The sequence below is a fragment of the Vitreoscilla filiformis genome, assembly GCF_002222655.1.
In the GTDB taxonomy this organism is placed as follows: domain Bacteria; phylum Pseudomonadota; class Gammaproteobacteria; order Burkholderiales; family Burkholderiaceae_C; genus Ideonella; species Ideonella filiformis.
Genome location: NZ_CP022425.1, coordinates 1 through 17,053, shown reverse-complemented (window position 1 = coordinate 17,053; position 17,053 = coordinate 1). Strand labels below are relative to the sequence as shown.

The window sequence follows — 17,053 nt, the reverse complement described above, 5'->3', positions numbered from 1 at the left end:
GCGTTTACCTCCCTGATGCCCGCAGTCTTTCACCGCCTCGCTCTGCGAGGCGGCTTTCTTTCTGGCTACGCGCCGTGACCGATGCGCTCCCACGCTTCCTTGAACGTCTCGTGCTCGTAGTCGGTCGGCTGTAGCCAGTAGGACACTCTGCCCTCCTTCTCGCCACGGTGCGCGCGCTCCGTCACCTCGGACGGGAGCATGATGTAGGCCGATGGCGCGGTGGCCACCTTGTTGACGATGATCCAGAAATCGCCCATCACCTTGTCGAGCGACGTGCCCAGCGGCACCGGGTTGCGCTTGCTCAGGGCCTTCACCTGCACGCCAACGAACCGGGAGGCATCCCGGCTGTAGGCAATGATGTCTACCCCTCGCGCGTTGCGCGCCGTGGGCATGACGTTCCAGCCCATCAGCGAGAGCCGGTAGCAGCAGTAGTACAGACCGACGTTGCCGGTCAGTTGAGGGTCGAGGGTTGGATGCAGGCTCACGAGAACAGCTCGGAATGCGTCCCGCTGCGCACGAAAACAACCAAGCCGCTTTTGCCTGAGTCGTCGAGCCGGTAGATCAGCAGGAAGTCGCCGCCGATGTGGCACTCGCGATGGCCCGCCCAGTCACCCGTCAGTGGATGGTCGAGCCATTCAGGCGGAAGCGGCCCATCGTTGGCGATTAGCAGCAGCATGGCCTCTTTCAGCCGGGTCATGTCGTACCGGCCGGAGTGGGACAGGCGCACCCAGTCCTTCTGGAACTCTTTGGTGTAGTCCGATGCGCGAGGCAGGTTTGCCCGCTTACTTGCCGCTGGCTTCTTCGAGGTCATTCAGGAGCGAGTCAGCGGTTGCAAAGCGAGCGCGACGGCTCTTGATGATCTCGTCGGCCTCGGCGATGGCGACGCGGCTGGTGGCGTTCGGTGCCTTGAGCGCGAACGGCAGCTCCTTGTCGGCGACGACACGGGTCAGGAACACGCGGATCGCATCGGAGACGGTCAGGCCCATCGAGGCCAGCGTTTCCGCAGCCTGCGCCTTGACGTTCTCGTCCACGCGAACGTGAACCATAGTGGTGGTAGCAGCCATGACGGCCTCCTATTGCGACTGATTGAGATACATTGTATCGCACGCCGCGCACAATCGCAAGGCGACACCCCTCCCCCCCCGGCTTCCTGCGTGTATGTAGGTATATAGGTAGGTATATATATACCTACCTACAGCGACCACGGAAGGAGCTTGGCGATGTTGCGGGCATCGTCGAGGCCGCGATGGTGCGAGCCATCAAGCGGCAGGCCCACCATCTGCAACGCGCGGGCCATTCCCACTTCCTTGATCTTCCGGGCTTTTGCGAATCGGCGCTTGAGGTTGACATGCTCGAACGCTGCGAGCGGGCTGTCGATGCCGTGTCGCTCGCAGTCACGCGCAAGCTGCTTGGCGTCGAACTGGCCCCAACTGCCCCAAGTTGCGCCCGGAGCCTGATGGCGTTGGGCGAAGCTGGCCAGCCGTGCCGCGACCACTGGGAACAACTCGGCACCGTCCACGTCGGCTTGCTGGATGTTGGTGAGCTGCCGACAAAACGGAGTGAGCTGAGGGCGTACCACGGGGCGCACCAGCGCCTGAAACGTGTCGAGCACGCTGCCCTCAACCGTAGCCCAAACCGCGCCGATCTCGATGATCTCCATATCACTCGCCGGGAGGCCATCGGCATCGTCGCAGGTGGCCTCAAGGTCGATGACGAGCACCACCGAGGTCACAGAATCCCCGCGAGGGCATCGACCAGCGACTGCCCTCCCCTGCGATCCAGCCAACGCGCCTTCATCCCGAAGGCCTGCGGCCCGTCGAAGTCGCAGCGCTTGCTGTCGCCCACGAAGACCGCCTCAGCCGGTGCGCAGCCCAGCTCGGCGCACGCGAGCCGGTACATCGTCGGGTGTGGCTTGGCCACGCCCACCTCGTAGGACAGGACGTAGGCGTCCAGCTCGGGCACGAGGTCGCGCACGGCCGCGCCGTACTCATAGGCGAGGTTCGAGCACACCGCCAAACGCAGCCCTGCTGCCCGTGCCTTGGCGAGCACGTCGGCCACCTCGGGGAACAGGCGCAGGCCGGACAGCTCTTCGGCCAAGTCAGGCAGGATCACATCGAGCTTGTCCCCCACGCCGATCTCGATGGCGAGGGTTGCCAGTGGCACGTTGCAGGTCAGGCAGGCGAGCCGATCCACCGGCCGCCCTGCCGCGTCCACCAGACGCCCGTAGGGTGCCGGGCGCGTGGTGTAGCGGATCAGGGTGCCGAAGGCGTCAAAGACAATGGCTCTCGTGGGCTTCATGTATATATATACCTACCTATATACCTACCTATATACCTACATACCTACTCGAACAGCTCGCGCTCGAACTCGACGCCAGCCACCACCAGCGGCTCGCCGCTGGGCCAGCGCTTGGGCGGCTGGTGATCGCTGATGACATGCACGTCGGTGTCGTCGTTGACCACGGCAACGTCGGCGGCGTGCAAAGCGGCTTGCTTGCTCGCGCGCTCGAAGCGGCAGGTGTTGGGGTCGAATGTCCAAAAGCGCATGTCAGCCTCCTTGGTCTTGAGCTTTGCGGCGCTCGTGCTCTTCAAGCAGCCGCTGGTAGGAATCGAATTCCGGGGTGCCGGGCGTGGCGAAGTTGGGGAGCATCTGAGGCAGGTACTCTTCCTCAACCGGCCGCCCCTTCACCGGCTCGGGCATCAGGTCGGCCAGCAAGCGCAACACCGCTCTGGCTCCGGTGCGGATCGCGACGGCGTTCTTGCTGTCGGTGGCGGCATAGCCCTTTTGGATGCCGGTGCGGATGACGCCCAAGCGCTCGGCCAGCGTGTCGAGTTCGTACTGGGCTACCGACTTCAAGTGCTCCTCGTCCTGTTTAACGCGCCACTCTTTCCACTCTTCCAGCTCGGCCGGGGTGAGGATGGCGGCCACTTCGGCAGGCAGTTCGCGCGCTGCCCGGTCGAACTTGGCCACCACGCGCTGCACGTTCTTCCCCTCGGGGAAGTCCGGCGTTACCTCGCGGACGCGGCGCAGGCATTGGACGGTTTTGCCATCGTGGTAGTTGCCATCTTGGTCACGGTGGCGGACGGTCTTGAACTGCATGGGCTGCGTTCTCTTCTTCTAGTTGGTTGCGTATGTGTAGAACTATACGCAAAAGCTCAAAAGTCTGCTACCATTCGCTTGCGGTCGGTAGGTATATATATACTTACCGAGTCACAGGGCCGGGGATGCACCCGGCAGGTCGAGGGCCAGCCGCTGCGCTGCCCATCGGTATGTATATACATAGATAGGAGCACCCATGATCTTCGCGTGTGTCAACACCAAGGGCGGCGTCGGCAAGACCACGACCGCCGTGCATCTGGCAGTGATGCTGGCCCGTCAGGGCAAGACGCTGCTCATCGACGGCGACCCGCAGGCCTCGGCCGCGAGCTGGGCCGCTTGGCGTCGTGAGACGCAATACGACCCATCGCCCACCACCACCTGCCTCGCTGGCAAGGCGATCTTGGCCGAAGGCAAGCAACTGGCCACCGGCTTTGAGCACGTTGTCGTCGATGCAGGCGGCCGTGACTCCGTGGGCCTGCGCTCCGCGCTGCTGTTGGCCCAGCGCGCCGTGATCCCGGTCGGTGCATCCAATCTGGACGCCGCCGCCATGACTGACCTGCTGGAAGTCGTCGAGCTGGCCCGCGACTACAACCCGGAGCTGGACGTGCGCGTGCTGCTGACCCGTGTCGATCCCCGCACCAAGGATGCGGCCGAGATGCTGGAATTCTTGGCCGAGCAGAAGTTGACCGTGCTGCCCACCAAGGTCTGCGAGCGCGTGGCCTTCCGCCGCGCCATCGGCGAGGGTGCGACCGTTCAGGAGCTGGGCCGCGATCAAGCCGCTATCGCCGAGATGGAAGCCTTCTTCAAGGAGGTGATGGCATGAGCATGAAGGGCAAGCCCAACACGGCGCAGTTCAAGCCGCCCAAAGACCCGACCGCCTTCCTCGAAGGCGGGGAGGCGGACAAGGCCGAGAAGCCGCTGGTCGCCCCTGCGACCGTGGCTACGCCACCGGCCGCCACGCCGCCCGCTGCCGAGGAAACGCAGCGCTACGGCCGCGCACGGGTGCAAAAAATCTTCAACTTCCCCGAGGAACTGGCTGATCGCCTGCGGCGCGAAGCGCTCAAGCGCTCGGAAGAGAAGGGCGGCCGGGTCACGGAGAAGGACATCGTGATCGAGGCGCTGGAAGCCTTCCTCAAGGGCTGATAGGTATATATATACCTATCTATGTATATATATAACGATTTCCAGTATGGACTATAGTCCATACAAGTGACGACACCAACACCATGCAGCGACAGGCGCAACGAATTCTGATATTGTTGCGATTGGGCGCGGAATAGGGTATAAACGATGCTGACGACAACTGCTAGTGTGGTCGCGCCGAAGGTTTTGAAGGAACTCATCGCCGCTGGGTCGGTTTCCGCCGCCCGAGTGGAACCCGGTGACAAGGGCCTTCTGATCGTGGTGCGGGCCGGAATGAATGAGCGAGTGCTGGGTGCTGCCCGTGGCGGCCTTCGGTACTTCCAGAGTCTCGACGGCGCTGCAAGCGTTTTGCAGGGCTACGGGATCATGAAGTTTGATGTGAACACGGAGCACTGGGTGCCCAAGACGATGGTGCGGGGCTACAAGCAAGCCCCGGCGTCTGTGGATGCCGACGAGTGATCCGTGGTGACTACGAAGGAGAGAGCTGACCAGACAGCAAGAAACTGGACGATCAGAAACGACAAAGCCCGCTTTGGCGAGCGGGCCTTGACAGAGAAACCGGGCAGGGTGCCCAGACACGTACAGGATTCATCTTGGCGGATGAGTTCTGTAGAGACGCAATGAAGCGACTGACTATGCTTTGATTGTACGTGTCTTAAGCCCTGCGCGCAAGCGTGCGCACGCCCCTACGGGACGTGTGATGAGGGGTTATGGCAGGTACAACGGCACAGACACTAGACAACCAGACCGCAGATCGCTTTTTCCAGTCGGGCACCGCGCTCAATCGCGTGCTCACGGAAGCGCCCTATCTGCCGCGTTGCTCTGACGACAAGACGGCCACCCGCGTCCGGCCGCGCGAATACGCCATTCGCTACCCCTACATGCAGGTCAATCGGCCCGGCTTTGTGAGCTGGCTGATCTTCGACCTCGACCACACCAAGGCGATGATCTGGGAGGACGCTGGGCTTCCTGCTCCCAATCTGATCGTCCGCAACCGCCAAAGCGGCCACAGCCACCTCTACTACGCGATTCCCCCGGTCTGCACGACCGAGGCCGCCCGCAGCAAGCCCATCGCGTACATGAAGGCCGTCTACGAGGCCTTCGCTGCCCGGCTCGATGCCGACACCGACTTCCACAGCGGCCCCGTGGCCAAGACGCCCGGCCATCCTTGGTGGCTGACGCACGAGCTGCACGCCCACGTCTACGAGCTGGGGGAGTTGGCCGACTACGTGGACTTGGCTGTGTCCAGCCCGTGGGGGAAGGGGCCGCAGTTCGACGAGGTGAGCCATTCCCGGCACTGCATCCTCTTCGAGCACCTGCGCCACTACGCCTATTCCATCGTGAACCGTGAGCGCGAGCGCGGCTCTTTTGCCACCTTCACGCGGCTGCTCGAAGCCTATGCGCACAACCGCAACAGCTTCCAGAAGCTGGGCTTCATGGACAACCTGGCCCAGTCCTCACTCAAGGCCACGGTGAAGTCGGTCGCCCGCTGGACGTGGGATCGCTACACCGGCTGCGGCCGGTGCCACCGGGGCGTGATGCAGCTCGACAAGGACTTGCCGCTGATCGAGCGGCAGCGCCTCGCCGCCGCCCGCACCCACGACGTGCGCCACAAGGCCACCGAGTCCAAGGTGCGCGCCGCGTGCCGCCTGCTGCAACAGAAGGGCGAAGCCCTCACGCAAGCCGCTATCGGCCGCGTGGCGGGCCTCACAAGGCAGACGGTGGCCACCTACAAGCATGTGCTCGAAGAAGTGCTCAAGCCCGTCGCCGTGGCGATTTTGGGGGGCGCTTCGGGCAAGGCCGAGGATGTTAAACATGGTGCACATCAGGTAACTGCCGCCCCGCAGGGGGCCGGGGTTCCGGGTGCTGCTTCGGTGTCCCTTGAGCTGTTTCCTGCTGGGCCGGGTGTCGTGCCTGTGCTGGATGGCTGAGATGGAGCTGGTTTTGGTTTTGAGTAGCCCCAGCGTTTTTCAAACGCGAGTAGCCGCAAGTGGGTTGTGGGTAAGTCCGCAGGACTTATCCATCATCCCGCGCGCAGGGCGAAGCCCGGAGGGTGTTTCGCCGCGCGTCAGCGCGGCCCCCCTGTCACTTTTCGGCGTGGCGGCCGTGTCGGTTGAATGGAGTTCGGAGGATGTAGCGTATGGCTCGACGGTCTTTTGACGATGAAACGCTCGCATGGGTGCGAGAGATGCCGCTGTCGCAGGTGCTCGACAAGCTGCGCGATGATGGTCAGTTGTTCTGGCGTCGCGATCCTGACTTCGTGCCGGAGAAGGACAAGCGGACGGTGCGGCTGTTTTTGTCGTCGCCCTCGGGCTTTGCTTGGGAAGTTCTGGTGACGGGCCTCAAGTGGTTTGACGTGCGCGCAGGGAAGGGTGGAGGTGGCGGCATCGACCTCGTGATGCACCTGTTGGGCATCGACTTCGTGAAGGCCGTCAAGCTGCTTTCGTCCGGTGCCGGTGTGGCTGGCCAGCGTCGTCCAGTTCGGCCGCAGTGAAATTCGGGCGGCTCGCTGCTGCGCATCGACCGGGCTCTCGTGCTTCGCATCGAGCCTCGTGCCGAGTCTCGACCCCTGCGGGCTTCGATCTTCCCTCCCTGTCGGTCGGCCTGCCGCTTTCGCCGTCCCGGCGACCGAAACCCCTTCGGTTTCGGCTTCCCGCGTGGGGTCTTGCCCCACACGTCGCGGGGGAATGTGGGCGGGCTTTGCCCTTGACATCCCCCTCTGACGTGAGGCTCTGGTCGTTCCAGCCGCATCAAGGGTGCGCTGCGCCGTGATCCTCACCCGTTCGGTGCTCGGGCTGCGCCCTGTGCTCCGCGTGCGGCTTCCGGTCACGCCCTTGACCCGGCTTCCACTTGAAAACCGTATGTATATAGGTAGGTATATATATACATAAATCGAGCGAATCAAGCGGCTTGTGTGGCGCTGGGGAAGTCGTGACGCAAGGATGGTGGCTTGTTCATCACCGGAGATCGACTCCCATGCAAACTACCAAAACCACCCCGTACCACTGCGCCGAGCTGCGGCGCTCTGTGCCCGTGCTCCAGCGGATCGAATGGGTGAGCGGGATCGGCCAAGACGATGCCGAGCCGGTTGTGCTCGCCGAGGCCTGTGCGCTGGCCAGCCGCTGCCCGAGGGTCGCGCACTGCCCGCTGACGGCCGACGAGTAGGGCGGCTCGATGGCCGCCCCGGAAGCCCCAGCTTGCGGGCTGGGGCGGGGTCACGGTCAGTCCTTGAGCAAGACGATGTGGTGTGTGATGCCTGTGGCGATCAGCACAGCGTGCTCGTTGTTGCGGAACGGGTAGCCGTTGTGTGCGATGACGATGATGCGCATGAAATTCACCTCCTTTCTGGGCAAGTTGCCTCACACCTATTTATGCGGCGGCGCTGAAAAGCGATGAAAAAAAACGCCTCAGCGCGCCACCGACCGGGCCGTGGTCGAGCAGGCTGACCAGCCGTCGCGCACTTCAAAAAATCCCCTTTTATTTGTTTATTAGTTTGTTTGTTTCTTTGTTTGTTGTGCTATACTGAGGGCATCAGATCAAGGAGAGTCCCATGCGTCCAGCCGAATTTCCCGTCGAAGCCATCATCGAAGCCGGTCAGGCTCTGCAAGCGGCCGGGCGCAACGTCACCGGGTTCGCGCTGCGCCAGAAGGTCGGCGGCGGCAATCCGACACGGCTGCGACAGGTCTGGGACGAGCACCTTGCGAGCAATTCGGTCGCGCAGGCCCAGCCGGTGGCCGAGCTGCCGGTGGAGGTAGCCGAGGAAGTTGCCAACGTCACCAAGGCGCTGACCGAGCGGATCGCCACCTTGGCCGTCGAGCTGAACGACAAGGCGGTCAAGGCCGCAGAGCGCCGGGTGGCCGAGGTGTTGCGCACGGCTGGCGAGCAGCGGGAACAGGCCGAGCGTGAGCTGGCTGACGCTGCCACGACCGTGGATGACCTTGAGGCCACGCTGGACGAAACCAAGGCTGAGGTCGAGACGCTGACCAACAAGCTCGCCGAGTCGCAGGCCCATGCTCAGGCGCAGGCGGTCGAGCTGGCCCAGTTGCGCGAGCGCTTGGCCGCCTCGGAACAAACGAACCGGGCCGACGCCGAGAAGCACGCCGCCGAGCTGGCCCGTGCCCATGAAGCCGCCGAGCGTCTACGCGTCGAGCTGGAAGCCTTGCGCAAGTCCTCAGCCGCCGAGCTGGATCAGGTGCGGGTGGAGCTGGCCAGCGTCAAAGCCACGGCCGAAAGCGACTTGCGTCATGCCCGCGAAGAGGCGCGCAATCACCAGCTCGCGACCGAGCAGGCCAATGGTCTGCTGGCCCGCGTTCGGGAAGAGTTCGAGCAGGCCCGCAGTCAGGCCTCATCGGCGCGTGAGGAAGCGCGCAGCCATCAGCTTGCTGCCGAGCAGGCCAATGCGCTGCTGGGACAGGCGCGCGAAGAGCTTGCGCAGACCCGGAAACAGTCCTCGGACGCACGGGAAGAGGCCGCCCGCCTGCGTGGTCAGGTCGAAGCCATCGAAGGCCAGCGCGCCGAGCTGGTGAAGGTCTTGGCCGAGCGGCCGGTGGCAGCGGAGAAGGGCGCGGACAAGGCTGATAAGCCAGCAGGGAAGGGCACCAAGTGAGCACGCCGCGCAGGATCGCGGCGTTGATCGACGACCTGCGGCTGACCGCATCGAGCTTGCAGCAGGTCATCGACGGTTGCCAGATCGCCGGGCCGGGGGCCGAGCTGATCCAGCACTACCCCAAGATGCTCGCCGAGCTGGCCACGCGCTGGGAAAGCGAAGCCGAGCGGGTGGAGTGGCCCGACGACTTGCCGCGTGAAGAGGTGTTCACGCCTGCCGAGGTCGCTGCCATCGACGCCACAGAGGCCTTGCTGGGCAAGCTGCGCGGCGACGGTTCGACCGGCGCGCGACGGTAGGTCGAGAGGCTGCGGGCCAGACGGCGGGCCGTGTCCACGCTGAACGGCTCACCAATGACCACCACCCGCTTTTCGCCGAACTGCTCGCGGGCCGTGTCGCCCCAAGCGGGGGGAACCAGACACACGACGGCCTCGCACTGGGCCAGTTGGCCGTTGCTCCGCAGGGCTGCAAACACGCAACCGGCCTCATAGCTGATCCAGAACCGCAGATCGCGGTCGCGCGGGGTGTCCGGCGTCAGCATCAGGCGCTCGCGCAGCTCGGGCGGGTAGGCCTCGCAGACTTCGGCGGCCGACAACTTGGCCGAATGGAACACCGCCACGTTGATGTTCGGACGGTGCGCGACGAAGGCGGCCAAGCTCTGGCGTGCCTCGGGCGTGGAAAGAATCGAATCGTGCTCAATCAGCATCAGCATGGCAGGGCCTCCCCCAGTGTTTGCCGGAGCGGACGGCGCACACCGCTGACCAGCTCCTCGTTGAAAACAACACGCGCCAAGGCGGCTTGCAGCCGCTGCGCAGCCTCATCATCAAAACCATTCCGGCACTGGATCAGCGGCGCACCTGACCGGGTGGCCTGCTCGATGTAGCCTTGCGTGTCTCCGACCGGCACCACGGCCGCCCAGTAGAGCTGCCGCGTCCGGCGCAGCGTGCCGGTGATCTCGCGCTCCGGTTGCTCATCCGAGCGCACAGGCCGGTACGCCACGTCGTTGATGCGCTCGCCCAGCTCGGGCAGCTCGCCGCGCACGTCATCGACGGATCGCATCGCTCCGATGCGCCACCGCGTCAGCACGAGATCCACCTGCGGGAAGGGCATCAGCACCTTGGCCAGCCGGGCAGCAGGCCCGATGTCACCGATGGTCTGCCCGTACAGCAGCCGCTCGAAGTCGAAGAACAGGATCATGGCTGTGACTGCCATTCCGAGGCCCGCGCCAAGCGCAGGCCAGCCATGTCCAGCTCGAACAGCAACCATTGGATGGCAGTCCATTCAATGTCGGCATCGGTACTGGTGACAGCGTGGACAGGTAGAGGACGGGGCATGGGCAAGTGCAGGATCATGGCTTTTCCTTCAAGCGGCTTGCAGCAGGTCGTGCTTGCGTAGGGTGGCGTGGGCCAGCCGGTCGAACTGCTCACGGGCTTCCGGCGCGAGGTTTTCCAGAGCCGCACCGATGCGGCCCACGGCCGCCACCGGGTCAGTGGCGATGTCAGCCGACTGGATGCCTTGCCCATGCAGGTAGTCCATGCCCACCGGGCCGAGTACCTGACGGGTGTGCAACTCAAGGATGGTGTGAACAGGCTCAGGCGGCAGCATCTGGGCCGCGAGGCGAGGGCGGACGTAGGTCAGAGATACCCAGACGCCAACCGCCACGGAAAACGCGTACAGGGCCATGAAGCCGCTGTAGCCCAGTGCCGGGGCCACGGCCTTGCCGACACCCACGAAGGCCGCAAACGTCCACGTCGTGGCGCTGACGGCCCCCAGCACGGCGGGCAGGAAGGCTGCACGGTGTGGATCGTCCTGCGGCTGGCTGAACAGCGGGAAGGCCCAGCGGTGCAAGGCGATGCCATTGAGCGTCAGCAGGCCCACGATGGAGAGCTTGGCCAGCAGCTTGGGCTTGCTCCACAGCACAGCCAGGTCAAGCCGCGTGTCCAGCAGGATGACGGCGAAGCCGGTGATCCACAGAGCCGTGAGCGCGAGGGTCACGCCGTTGGCGGCCTTGGTCAGCAGCTCCGTGTCCACGCGACGGCGGCGGAAGATGGCGAAGTCACCGAAGGCCACGGCCGCGAAAGCCGCTGCGAAGGCCAGCAGGTGCGCGAGGATCAAGCCCATGCGGGCGACGGCGGTCAGGTCGAGGTTTTCCATGTCGTTCTCCCTTGGGTGTTACTGGATCGAGCGCTGCACGTCGGCGCGCTGTGCCCGGTCGCGGGCGGCTTCTACTTGCTGCCGCTTCACAGCGAGCTTCTGAGAGGTGTAGAGCGCCAAGAGAGCTTCCATGCGCTCTTTTTTCTGCCGGATGGCCGCATTGAGCTGGGCTGAAACACCCTGAGCGCGCAGGTAGTCCACCCACAGGGCGCGGCTGCTCACCTGCGTGATGGACTTGTTCCACTCGGAGTCCGCGAACCGGCGCTGCGCTTCGGTACTCATCATCTCGGCCGGTGACATGGTTTCAAAGTCACCAATCGGCGGGGAGGGCAGTGAGCCGTAGCCGTCCGCATCGTTGAGCACGTTTGCCATCGAGGTCGCGCCCTTGGCGGCGGCCTGCAAGGCGTCGCCGTTGGCTGCGGCCACCTGCACCGGATCGAACTGGGTGGTCGGCGGCACGCCCATCGCCGGAGTCGCACCGAACAGCTTGTTGTACTGGGCCATCGTGTCGCTGCCCAGCACCGGATACAGGCCGTCGTTCTGAATCGGGAAGGTCTTGCAGAAGTACGGCGACGGGTCGGTCGCGTAGTTGAAAGCCGTGCTCTGCTTGCTGATCGCGTTCGGGAGCTGCGCCGGGTTGAATGTCGGGTTCTTGTTCGCGTCTGCCGAGAAGGTCTTGGCGCGGGCGTCATCCGCGTTGGGCACGCCATAGATGAAGTGCAGGTGGACTGCGCCGCCCGGCTTCATCCCGGTGGAACCGGCCCGGCCGATCTCCTGCCCGGCCTGCACCTTGTCGCCTTCCTTCACCGCGATGTAGCTCAAGTGGTAGTACACGGCCGACTGCCCGTTGTCCCGCTTGATGATGACGGTGTTGCCTGCGCTGCCGCGCAGCTTGGCCCACGTCACCGTGCCCGCCGAGGTGGCATACAGCGGCGCGCTTTGGCCGCTGGTGGAGAAGTCGAGGCCATCGTGCATGTGCGGCTTGGCATTGCCCGATCCGAAGTTGGCGGCACCACCCTCACGGAACTTGCCGAAGCGGCCGGAGACTTGCTCCTTCGAGGTAGGCGACACCATGCAGGTGTCAGCGAATGCGCTGCCGCTGATCGCCAGCGCGAGGGTCAGAACGAGCGGCTTGTGCATCTCTCAGTCCTCGGTCAGTTGAAGAGGCTCGAAGCCCAGCTTGTGAAACTCTGGGGTTCGGTTTGTGTGGGTTGAGCCTGCTGGCTGGCCTGCGGCTGTGCCGAGGTCGCGGGCGCGGTCTGCGCACCCTGCTGCGTGCTGGCCCCGGTGTTGAAAACGGTCTGGTTCGAGCCGAAGGCGTTGGCGTTCACGCTGTAGCCGGTTGCGGCCGAGGCGGGCTTGTAAGCGCTGCCAAGCTGCGGATCGAACGTGCTCATCGAGCCACCCACGGCGCTGTTCGCCATGCCGTTGATGTCGGTGAACTGCTGGCCCAAGGTGTTCCACTGCCCGATGGCTTGGTTGATGGGCGACGTGACCATGCCGGACACCTTGCCCACGGTGCTGCACACTTTCTTCTGCGCGTACTTGAGCACGGCGTCTTGGGCCGATGACAGGATCGAGCCGAGGGACGGGATCGAGAACGACAGGTCGATGATCTGGCTGACGCTCGCGAAGCAGGAGTCATTCACGTCGAAGAGGCTTTCGACGTTCGGCGTGGCCGAGGCCATCTCGCTGTGCGCGCCGATGGCTGTCTTGATGCTCGCGCCGATGCCCACGTCGTCGCAGTTCTTCAAGTCATCTTGCATCTTCTGGTTCATGGCCGCATCCACGGCGGCCATCTCCGACGAAACGCCCGAGCTGGCACTACCGCTGCCGCCCGTTGAGAACATGGACGAGAACCAGTTGCCCCCGGTCTGGGACGCACCAGCGCTGGCGGCCAGCGCGAGAGACGCGCCCACCAGCACGCCGATGGCGGGCTTGGTGATGGCGGCTTTATTCATGGCCGCCCCCACGAATGCAGGCGAGCTGGACGGTGCCGGGCTGCGGCTCGCTGGCTTCGACGATGCCACCCTTGACCTTGCGCACGTAGCGCGGGCCGTCTTTCTTGAGGTCTGCGGCTTTCGCCACTTCGGCCAGCTTCGCGCCGACCGGCTGGACGGTGTACGAGCTGCCTTCCTCTTCGTCGCCGTGGAAGATCGAGATGGCTGACACCTTGAGCGAGCCGAACACGGTCAGCGCCTCGGGCAGCTTGTGGTCGCCATCGAGCTGCTTGTTTGTCAGGCCGAAGGTGCCCAGCACCGACGCCACGGGGGGCAGCGGCTCGCGGCACTCGATGGCGGCGCGCAGGATTGCGGAGGCCTTGGCCCAGTCACCCGCTGCGGGGGCGTTTGCATCGCGCAGGGCGGCGGGCATTTGCGCGCTGGCCAGCGAGGCGGCCAGCAGCAGGGCGGAAGCGATCAGGGTGCGGGTGGCTTTCATGGTGCGCGGGCCTTTCAAGCAGCTTGGTATGACAGGGGCACGCGGTCGCGGCCGAGGACGACAGAGGCGAACTCGCGCAGGCCCGGCAGATCGCCGAAAGTGCTGGCGATGCCGCCCGGACTGGTCAGAACCCAGCGGTCGGTGCTGCCTGCCAGCGTGGCGTGCAGCTCGAAGCCGTCATCGGTAGCCACGATGCGGGCGGTGCGGACGGCGGAGGGAGTGACGCGACGCACACGGCTGTTGAGCTGGGTGGCGCGCAGGAAGGTGATCGAGGGACGGCGCATAGGTGACTCTCCTGTTACGGGGAAATTTCGTTGTCATGGGCGCGCAGCGTGGTTTCCAGCGCTTCGCGAATGAAGGCGCTGCTTTGCGCCATCGGCTTTGCAAAGTTGGGATCGAGATGAGGGGCGACCCGCAACATGCCTTTTTGGAGGGCTTGATCTACCCGATGGACATAGCTCTGTGCAAACCGCACCTTGTCGTCAGTGCTGGCACCTTTGAGTACATCCACGGCGGCACCAAGGGCCATAACCAAGCCGTTTGACAGCTCTTGCAGTGCATTGCGCTGCTGATTCAGGGCATCGAGTTGGGCTTGCATCGCTGCCACACCCTCGTCTTGACCGTACTTACGACCGCGCGCAAAGCCATCTGCCAAGCCGTCTTGATAGCCTTCTTCTTGACCTTGGCGGCGACCTACAGCCTTGCCCGCGTGACCCATCGCGATGGCCGCGTCTTGTGTGGCCCAAAAGTTCTCGCTCATGCCTTTTCCTCCTGAGACGTTGCTTGCGGTGCTTCGGCACCAGCGCTCACCACGGAGTCACTCTCCACCGGGGCATCTGTGGCTTGTTCAAGTGGTGCATCGCTTGAGGTATCTGTTCCGGATGGGGCCGAACCTTGTTTGCTTGCGACGGCCGCTGCAATCCGTGCCTCTGCACCTTCGCGATAGGCGGCAGCTCCTTCGTTGGCTGTCGCCGACGCGGCGTCAGCGATACCGCTGCCCAGAGCAGCAACCCCACCGCGTACATCGCCAGCCAAGACACGAGAGCCGGATTCCTTGAGGGCTCGAGCTGCGCTCACTGCGGCAGTACCGAGGGCGACCCCAACCGCATCGCTCAAGCGCTGGCTACCTGAGCGCTCAGAGAAATCGACTTGCGACGATGGCGGGTTGCTCGTGCCAGCGGAAAGAGGTGCTGCTGGGTTGTTGGTCGAGCTTGTGGGCGAAGCGACACCCTGCCCACCGCCAATCCCTCGCGGGCTTGTCGGCCCAGCGCCGGGGTCTAAGCTGTCAGAAGTGGCGGGAGCCACGCCTTGATGCCCAGCGTTAATGGGCGTGTTGCCGGGCAAGCTGCGCAGACTGCCGTCACCACGGCCCGGACCGCCGCCGCCAATCGGCCCTCTTGGCGAGCCACCGTTTCCTCCTTCATCGGGCAATCGACGGGGTTGGCTTTTCGATGCAGCTTGCTGCATTGCCGCCATCGCTACGCCACCACGAATGTTCGAGGCGGCGTGTGTTGCACCGAGGTCTTGTACGCCGACGTTGAGCCATGCCAAGACACGATCAGGGAGCGCGTTCGGAAGGCCAAAGATCATGTACAGCACCGGCAACAACACGATGCCGAAAGCAACCATCCACCACGCGAAGGTGATGAAGTCCACCAGTGCGCCGGGGAACATGCCTGTCGAGGTGACGACGGCACCCCGCATCGAGAAGAAGGCTTGGGTGATGAAATCGACAACTGGATCAGCCACCAGCATGGCAGCAAACAGGCCGATCACAGCCAAGGCAGGCCGAGCAAACAGGGCCATCAATAGCAGGTAGCCTTGTGCTTCCGAGCCGACAAACGTCTGACTCGGGCGCATGTGCATGATGGCCCACATAGGAGCTGCAATCGTTGTGAGGAGTACGGACAGCAGCCAACCCACCACCGTCACCATGAAGATCGTGTAGGGCAGGGAGGGCAGCAAAACCGAGAAATAGAAGGCAAGTGGCTTGAGGTAGGAACCAAGCTCTTTGAGCATCTCAATCGGTACGGCCAACACCCAGTCCCACAGCGGATCGGTGACGCCCCGGAAGTCGGCCTTGTTGCCAAGTACCTGCAAACCACCGGCTGCGCCAACGACCACACGCAAAGCAGTAACGCTCGTTTGGAGGGTCACTTTGGCAAGCTCGACGGACGTGAGAGCCAAGACGAGGTAGTCGCCCGTCAACTTGATCCGGGAGACGGCATCAACGCCACTGCCCGAGCCGATCATGATGTCGGTGGCACCCTTCATCGTCGTGTTGACCAGTGACCCGAACTTGCTGCCGATGTCATCCTTCATGGCCGAGACGTTGATGTCTGATGTCCCAGACTTGGGGAACGCGCTGCCGAAGTCCGCCGCAGGGGCACTCGTTACGTCGTAGCCTTTGCCCGGCTCTTCGGCCTTCTTGATGATCGTTTCGGCGAGTGTGGTCACACTGCCCATCAACACCTGTGCTCTGGCATCCTCTGGCAAGCTACTCAACGACGGTTCAGTGGCTGAGCCAGCAGGTTCTTTCATCAGGCCGTTGATCTCCTTGCGGATTGCTCCGACACGTTGATACCAGCCACCAGCGGATGCCCAGCCCTCGTCAGTCATTGCCGTGACGAAGGCGTCCACCCCGTTGTTGATCGAGGCCTCGCTACCGCTCGCCTGTGCGGTCATCTGGGCTACCAGTGCATCCTCGCGAGTCTTGACGATCGAATTGAACTGAGCCGAGTTGACGTTGTTCCAGCCCGGCTGCGTCCAGTCGCTGGGCATCGTGGCAACCCAGTTGTCGATGTCGGTCATCAGGGCGACCGCAGCCGCTGCTTTGGCCGAACTGATGCCGCTGTGCAGAGTTGAGATCGCGACCGATGTCCCGGTGGCTTCCGCTGATCCAGTGGGGGTGTAGGTGCTGATCTTGACCGTGCCGCAAAACGGCTCGCCACCCGCGAGGTTCGTGGCGGCGTTTCGATCCTTGATGAAGAAGGTGTAGTCCGTGCGACCGTCTACGGTTGTGATGCGGTCGGCTTGGGCGTTGTTCGCCATCACGCTCGGGTTCCCGGCTGGGTCGGCGTAGATCGTGTTGGCGGCTCGCGCGCAGTAAGCGACGGGTAGATAGGCCTTGGCGAACTCACGAAGTCCGTAGCTTGAGCCGGGAGTTGAGGTTGACGTGGCGACGATGCCGTCCGGCTTCAAAAACGACAGGGTCATGCCTGCCTTGTAGATCGTGCTCCCGAAGCCAGCGCTCCACAGAGAGATCATCAACACGAGCATCTGGATGAAGGAGTAACCGCTCGCGGATGGCAAGAGAACGCCAGCGCCCGCGACGATGCGTACGGGCGTCCAGACCGTGCTCCACGCCTTGCCCATCGCCTCGCCGTCGTTGGCGGTGTTGACCGCGCCCATGACGGCCACGTAGGACACGATGATCGAGCCGACGACCAATAGGCCGCTGTTGAAGGTCACGAAGAGAGTGCCCAGCAGGCTAGACGCGCTGCTCACGGTATTTGGGTCAGCCCCGCTCACCAGTACATCAACGATTGGCCCGAACACCTTTTTGAGCATCAGGACTGATACATCGTTGGGGCTTGGAGAGAAGGGCATGGTCAT

At 63.8% G+C, this 17,053-nt stretch carries 24 protein-coding genes; 7 read left to right on the top strand and 17 right to left on the bottom strand.

The genetic code is table 11. From position 1 onward, the window contains the following. Positions 1-65: 65 nt before the first annotated feature. The 7 genes from VITFI_RS17595 to VITFI_RS17565 form a co-directional block, all read right to left on the bottom strand. Positions 66-485 (bottom strand): hypothetical protein, encoded by a 420-nt coding sequence (locus tag VITFI_RS17595; RefSeq protein ID WP_213362870.1) that lies wholly within the window; start codon positions 483-485, stop codon positions 66-68. Beyond that, positions 482-811, bottom strand: coding sequence for a type II toxin-antitoxin system YafQ family toxin (locus VITFI_RS17590; RefSeq protein ID WP_089418472.1), 330 nt, complete (start codon positions 809-811; stop codon positions 482-484). Before VITFI_RS17590 ends, VITFI_RS17595 begins: the two co-directional genes overlap by 4 nt. Then, entirely contained in the window at positions 783-1,064 is a 282-nt protein-coding gene (locus tag VITFI_RS17585; RefSeq protein WP_089418471.1) for a type II toxin-antitoxin system RelB/DinJ family antitoxin, read from the bottom strand. The genes VITFI_RS17590 and VITFI_RS17585 overlap by 29 nt, the downstream gene beginning before the upstream one ends. Before the next feature lie 128 nt (positions 1,065-1,192). After that, positions 1,193-1,732: a 3'-5' exonuclease gene (locus VITFI_RS17580; protein ID WP_089418470.1), complete on the bottom strand. Its 540-nt coding sequence runs from the start codon at positions 1,730-1,732 to the stop codon at positions 1,193-1,195. Continuing rightward, complete coding sequence (locus VITFI_RS17575; RefSeq protein WP_089418469.1) at positions 1,729-2,298, bottom strand: HAD family hydrolase; 570 nt, start codon at positions 2,296-2,298, stop codon at positions 1,729-1,731. The genes VITFI_RS17580 and VITFI_RS17575 overlap by 4 nt, the downstream gene beginning before the upstream one ends. Positions 2,299-2,342: 44 nt before the next feature. Then, a complete protein-coding gene (locus VITFI_RS17570; RefSeq protein ID WP_089418468.1) occupies positions 2,343-2,546 on the bottom strand; it encodes a hypothetical protein in 204 nt (67 codons plus the stop codon). 1 nt (position 2,547) lies between these two features. Then, positions 2,548-3,099 (bottom strand): hypothetical protein, encoded by a 552-nt coding sequence (locus VITFI_RS17565; RefSeq protein ID WP_089418467.1) that lies wholly within the window; start codon positions 3,097-3,099, stop codon positions 2,548-2,550. Positions 3,100-3,295: 196 nt separating this feature from the next. Here VITFI_RS17565 and VITFI_RS17560 point away from each other — a divergent pair, with 196 nt between their 5' ends. The 7 genes from VITFI_RS17560 (at position 3,296) to VITFI_RS17530 (ending at position 8,848) form a co-directional block, all read left to right on the top strand. After that, positions 3,296-3,922 (top strand): ParA family protein, encoded by a 627-nt coding sequence (locus VITFI_RS17560; RefSeq protein WP_055311957.1) that lies wholly within the window; start codon positions 3,296-3,298, stop codon positions 3,920-3,922. Further along, positions 3,919-4,242, top strand: coding sequence for a hypothetical protein (locus VITFI_RS17555; protein WP_089418466.1), 324 nt, complete (start codon positions 3,919-3,921; stop codon positions 4,240-4,242). Before VITFI_RS17560 ends, VITFI_RS17555 begins: the two co-directional genes overlap by 4 nt. 147 nt (positions 4,243-4,389) lie before the next feature. Next, entirely contained in the window at positions 4,390-4,701 is a 312-nt protein-coding gene (gene parC, locus VITFI_RS17550; RefSeq protein WP_018413498.1) for a ParC family partition-associated protein, read from the top strand. Between the two features lie 251 nt (positions 4,702-4,952). Further along, positions 4,953-6,173, top strand: a complete 1,221-nt coding sequence (locus VITFI_RS17545) for a replication initiation protein (protein WP_089418465.1) — start codon at positions 4,953-4,955, stop codon at positions 6,171-6,173. A gap of 209 nt (positions 6,174-6,382) precedes the next feature. After that, entirely contained in the window at positions 6,383-6,736 is a 354-nt protein-coding gene (locus tag VITFI_RS17540) for a hypothetical protein (protein ID WP_034372897.1), read from the top strand. Between the two features lie 482 nt (positions 6,737-7,218). Next, a complete protein-coding gene (locus tag VITFI_RS17535; RefSeq protein ID WP_034372900.1) occupies positions 7,219-7,407 on the top strand; it encodes a hypothetical protein in 189 nt (62 codons plus the stop codon). 385 nt (positions 7,408-7,792) lie between these two features. Then, positions 7,793-8,848, top strand: a complete 1,056-nt coding sequence (locus tag VITFI_RS17530; protein WP_089418464.1) for a DNA-binding protein — start codon at positions 7,793-7,795, stop codon at positions 8,846-8,848. Positions 8,849-8,963: 115 nt separating this feature from the next. Here the strand turns inward: VITFI_RS17530 and VITFI_RS17525 are convergent, their stop codons facing one another. Genes VITFI_RS17525 through VITFI_RS17485 form a run of 10 tightly spaced genes read right to left on the bottom strand, consistent with a single transcriptional unit; the run spans position 8,964 to position 17,053 of the window. Beyond that, on the bottom strand, positions 8,964-9,557 hold the full coding sequence (locus tag VITFI_RS17525) for a hypothetical protein (protein WP_089418463.1): 594 nt from the start codon (positions 9,555-9,557) through the stop codon (positions 8,964-8,966). Continuing rightward, positions 9,551-10,057: a hypothetical protein gene (locus VITFI_RS17520; protein WP_232476747.1), complete on the bottom strand. Its 507-nt coding sequence runs from the start codon at positions 10,055-10,057 to the stop codon at positions 9,551-9,553. The genes VITFI_RS17525 and VITFI_RS17520 overlap by 7 nt, the downstream gene beginning before the upstream one ends. Next, on the bottom strand, positions 10,039-10,197 hold the full coding sequence (locus VITFI_RS18095) for a hypothetical protein (RefSeq protein ID WP_157725779.1): 159 nt from the start codon (positions 10,195-10,197) through the stop codon (positions 10,039-10,041). Before VITFI_RS18095 ends, VITFI_RS17520 begins: the two co-directional genes overlap by 19 nt. Before the next feature lie 10 nt (positions 10,198-10,207). Next, positions 10,208-10,999: a hypothetical protein gene (locus tag VITFI_RS17515; RefSeq protein ID WP_089418461.1), complete on the bottom strand. Its 792-nt coding sequence runs from the start codon at positions 10,997-10,999 to the stop codon at positions 10,208-10,210. A gap of 18 nt (positions 11,000-11,017) precedes the next feature. Continuing rightward, positions 11,018-12,139, bottom strand: coding sequence for a M23 family metallopeptidase (locus VITFI_RS17510; protein ID WP_089418460.1), 1,122 nt, complete (start codon positions 12,137-12,139; stop codon positions 11,018-11,020). A 14-nt stretch (positions 12,140-12,153) separates the two neighbouring features. Next, the gene (locus VITFI_RS17505; protein WP_089418459.1) at positions 12,154-12,960 is read right to left on the bottom strand and encodes a hypothetical protein; all 807 of its coding nucleotides are present in this window, start codon (positions 12,958-12,960) and stop codon (positions 12,154-12,156) included. Then, positions 12,953-13,438: a hypothetical protein gene (locus VITFI_RS17500; RefSeq protein WP_089418458.1), complete on the bottom strand. Its 486-nt coding sequence runs from the start codon at positions 13,436-13,438 to the stop codon at positions 12,953-12,955. Before VITFI_RS17500 ends, VITFI_RS17505 begins: the two co-directional genes overlap by 8 nt. 14 nt (positions 13,439-13,452) lie before the next feature. Next, positions 13,453-13,722, bottom strand: a complete 270-nt coding sequence (locus VITFI_RS17495; protein ID WP_055311973.1) for a hypothetical protein — start codon at positions 13,720-13,722, stop codon at positions 13,453-13,455. Positions 13,723-13,736: 14 nt separating this feature from the next. Beyond that, entirely contained in the window at positions 13,737-14,198 is a 462-nt protein-coding gene (locus VITFI_RS17490; RefSeq protein ID WP_089418457.1) for a FliH/SctL family protein, read from the bottom strand. Next, a complete protein-coding gene (locus tag VITFI_RS17485; RefSeq protein WP_089418456.1) occupies positions 14,195-17,053 on the bottom strand; it encodes a DotA/TraY family protein in 2,859 nt (952 codons plus the stop codon). The genes VITFI_RS17490 and VITFI_RS17485 overlap by 4 nt, the downstream gene beginning before the upstream one ends.

What these genes read in the sequence shown, in the direction of transcription:
- VITFI_RS17570 (WP_089418468.1), bottom strand. Translation starts at nt 2,546, where the DNA reads ATGCGCTTTTGGACATTCGACCCCAACACCTGCCGCTTCGAGCGCGCG.
- VITFI_RS17530 (WP_089418464.1), top strand. Translation starts at nt 7,793, where the DNA reads ATGCGTCCAGCCGAATTTCCCGTCGAAGCCATCATCGAAGCCGGTCAG.
- VITFI_RS17590 (WP_089418472.1), bottom strand. Translation starts at nt 811, where the DNA reads ATGACCTCGAAGAAGCCAGCGGCAAGTAAGCGGGCAAACCTGCCTCGC.
- VITFI_RS17505 (WP_089418459.1), bottom strand. Translation starts at nt 12,960, where the DNA reads ATGAATAAAGCCGCCATCACCAAGCCCGCCATCGGCGTGCTGGTGGGC.
- VITFI_RS17510 (WP_089418460.1), bottom strand. Translation starts at nt 12,139, where the DNA reads ATGCACAAGCCGCTCGTTCTGACCCTCGCGCTGGCGATCAGCGGCAGC.
- VITFI_RS17515 (WP_089418461.1), bottom strand. Translation starts at nt 10,999, where the DNA reads ATGGAAAACCTCGACCTGACCGCCGTCGCCCGCATGGGCTTGATCCTC.
- VITFI_RS17490 (WP_089418457.1), bottom strand. Translation starts at nt 14,198, where the DNA reads ATGAGCGAGAACTTTTGGGCCACACAAGACGCGGCCATCGCGATGGGT.
- VITFI_RS17545 (WP_089418465.1), top strand. Translation starts at nt 4,953, where the DNA reads ATGGCAGGTACAACGGCACAGACACTAGACAACCAGACCGCAGATCGC.
- VITFI_RS17520 (WP_232476747.1), bottom strand. Translation starts at nt 10,057, where the DNA reads ATGGCAGTCACAGCCATGATCCTGTTCTTCGACTTCGAGCGGCTGCTG.
- VITFI_RS17485 (WP_089418456.1), bottom strand. Translation starts at nt 17,053, where the DNA reads ATGACCATGCCCTTCTCTCCAAGCCCCAACGATGTATCAGTCCTGATG.
- parC (WP_018413498.1), top strand. Translation starts at nt 4,390, where the DNA reads ATGCTGACGACAACTGCTAGTGTGGTCGCGCCGAAGGTTTTGAAGGAA.
- VITFI_RS17535 (WP_034372900.1), top strand. Translation starts at nt 7,219, where the DNA reads ATGCAAACTACCAAAACCACCCCGTACCACTGCGCCGAGCTGCGGCGC.
- VITFI_RS17575 (WP_089418469.1), bottom strand. Translation starts at nt 2,298, where the DNA reads ATGAAGCCCACGAGAGCCATTGTCTTTGACGCCTTCGGCACCCTGATC.
- VITFI_RS17565 (WP_089418467.1), bottom strand. Translation starts at nt 3,099, where the DNA reads ATGCAGTTCAAGACCGTCCGCCACCGTGACCAAGATGGCAACTACCAC.
- VITFI_RS17500 (WP_089418458.1), bottom strand. Translation starts at nt 13,438, where the DNA reads ATGAAAGCCACCCGCACCCTGATCGCTTCCGCCCTGCTGCTGGCCGCC.
- VITFI_RS17540 (WP_034372897.1), top strand. Translation starts at nt 6,383, where the DNA reads ATGGCTCGACGGTCTTTTGACGATGAAACGCTCGCATGGGTGCGAGAG.
- VITFI_RS17555 (WP_089418466.1), top strand. Translation starts at nt 3,919, where the DNA reads ATGAGCATGAAGGGCAAGCCCAACACGGCGCAGTTCAAGCCGCCCAAA.
- VITFI_RS17525 (WP_089418463.1), bottom strand. Translation starts at nt 9,557, where the DNA reads ATGCTGATGCTGATTGAGCACGATTCGATTCTTTCCACGCCCGAGGCA.
- VITFI_RS17495 (WP_055311973.1), bottom strand. Translation starts at nt 13,722, where the DNA reads ATGCGCCGTCCCTCGATCACCTTCCTGCGCGCCACCCAGCTCAACAGC.
- VITFI_RS17585 (WP_089418471.1), bottom strand. Translation starts at nt 1,064, where the DNA reads ATGGCTGCTACCACCACTATGGTTCACGTTCGCGTGGACGAGAACGTC.
- VITFI_RS18095 (WP_157725779.1), bottom strand. Translation starts at nt 10,197, where the DNA reads ATGATCCTGCACTTGCCCATGCCCCGTCCTCTACCTGTCCACGCTGTC.
- VITFI_RS17560 (WP_055311957.1), top strand. Translation starts at nt 3,296, where the DNA reads ATGATCTTCGCGTGTGTCAACACCAAGGGCGGCGTCGGCAAGACCACG.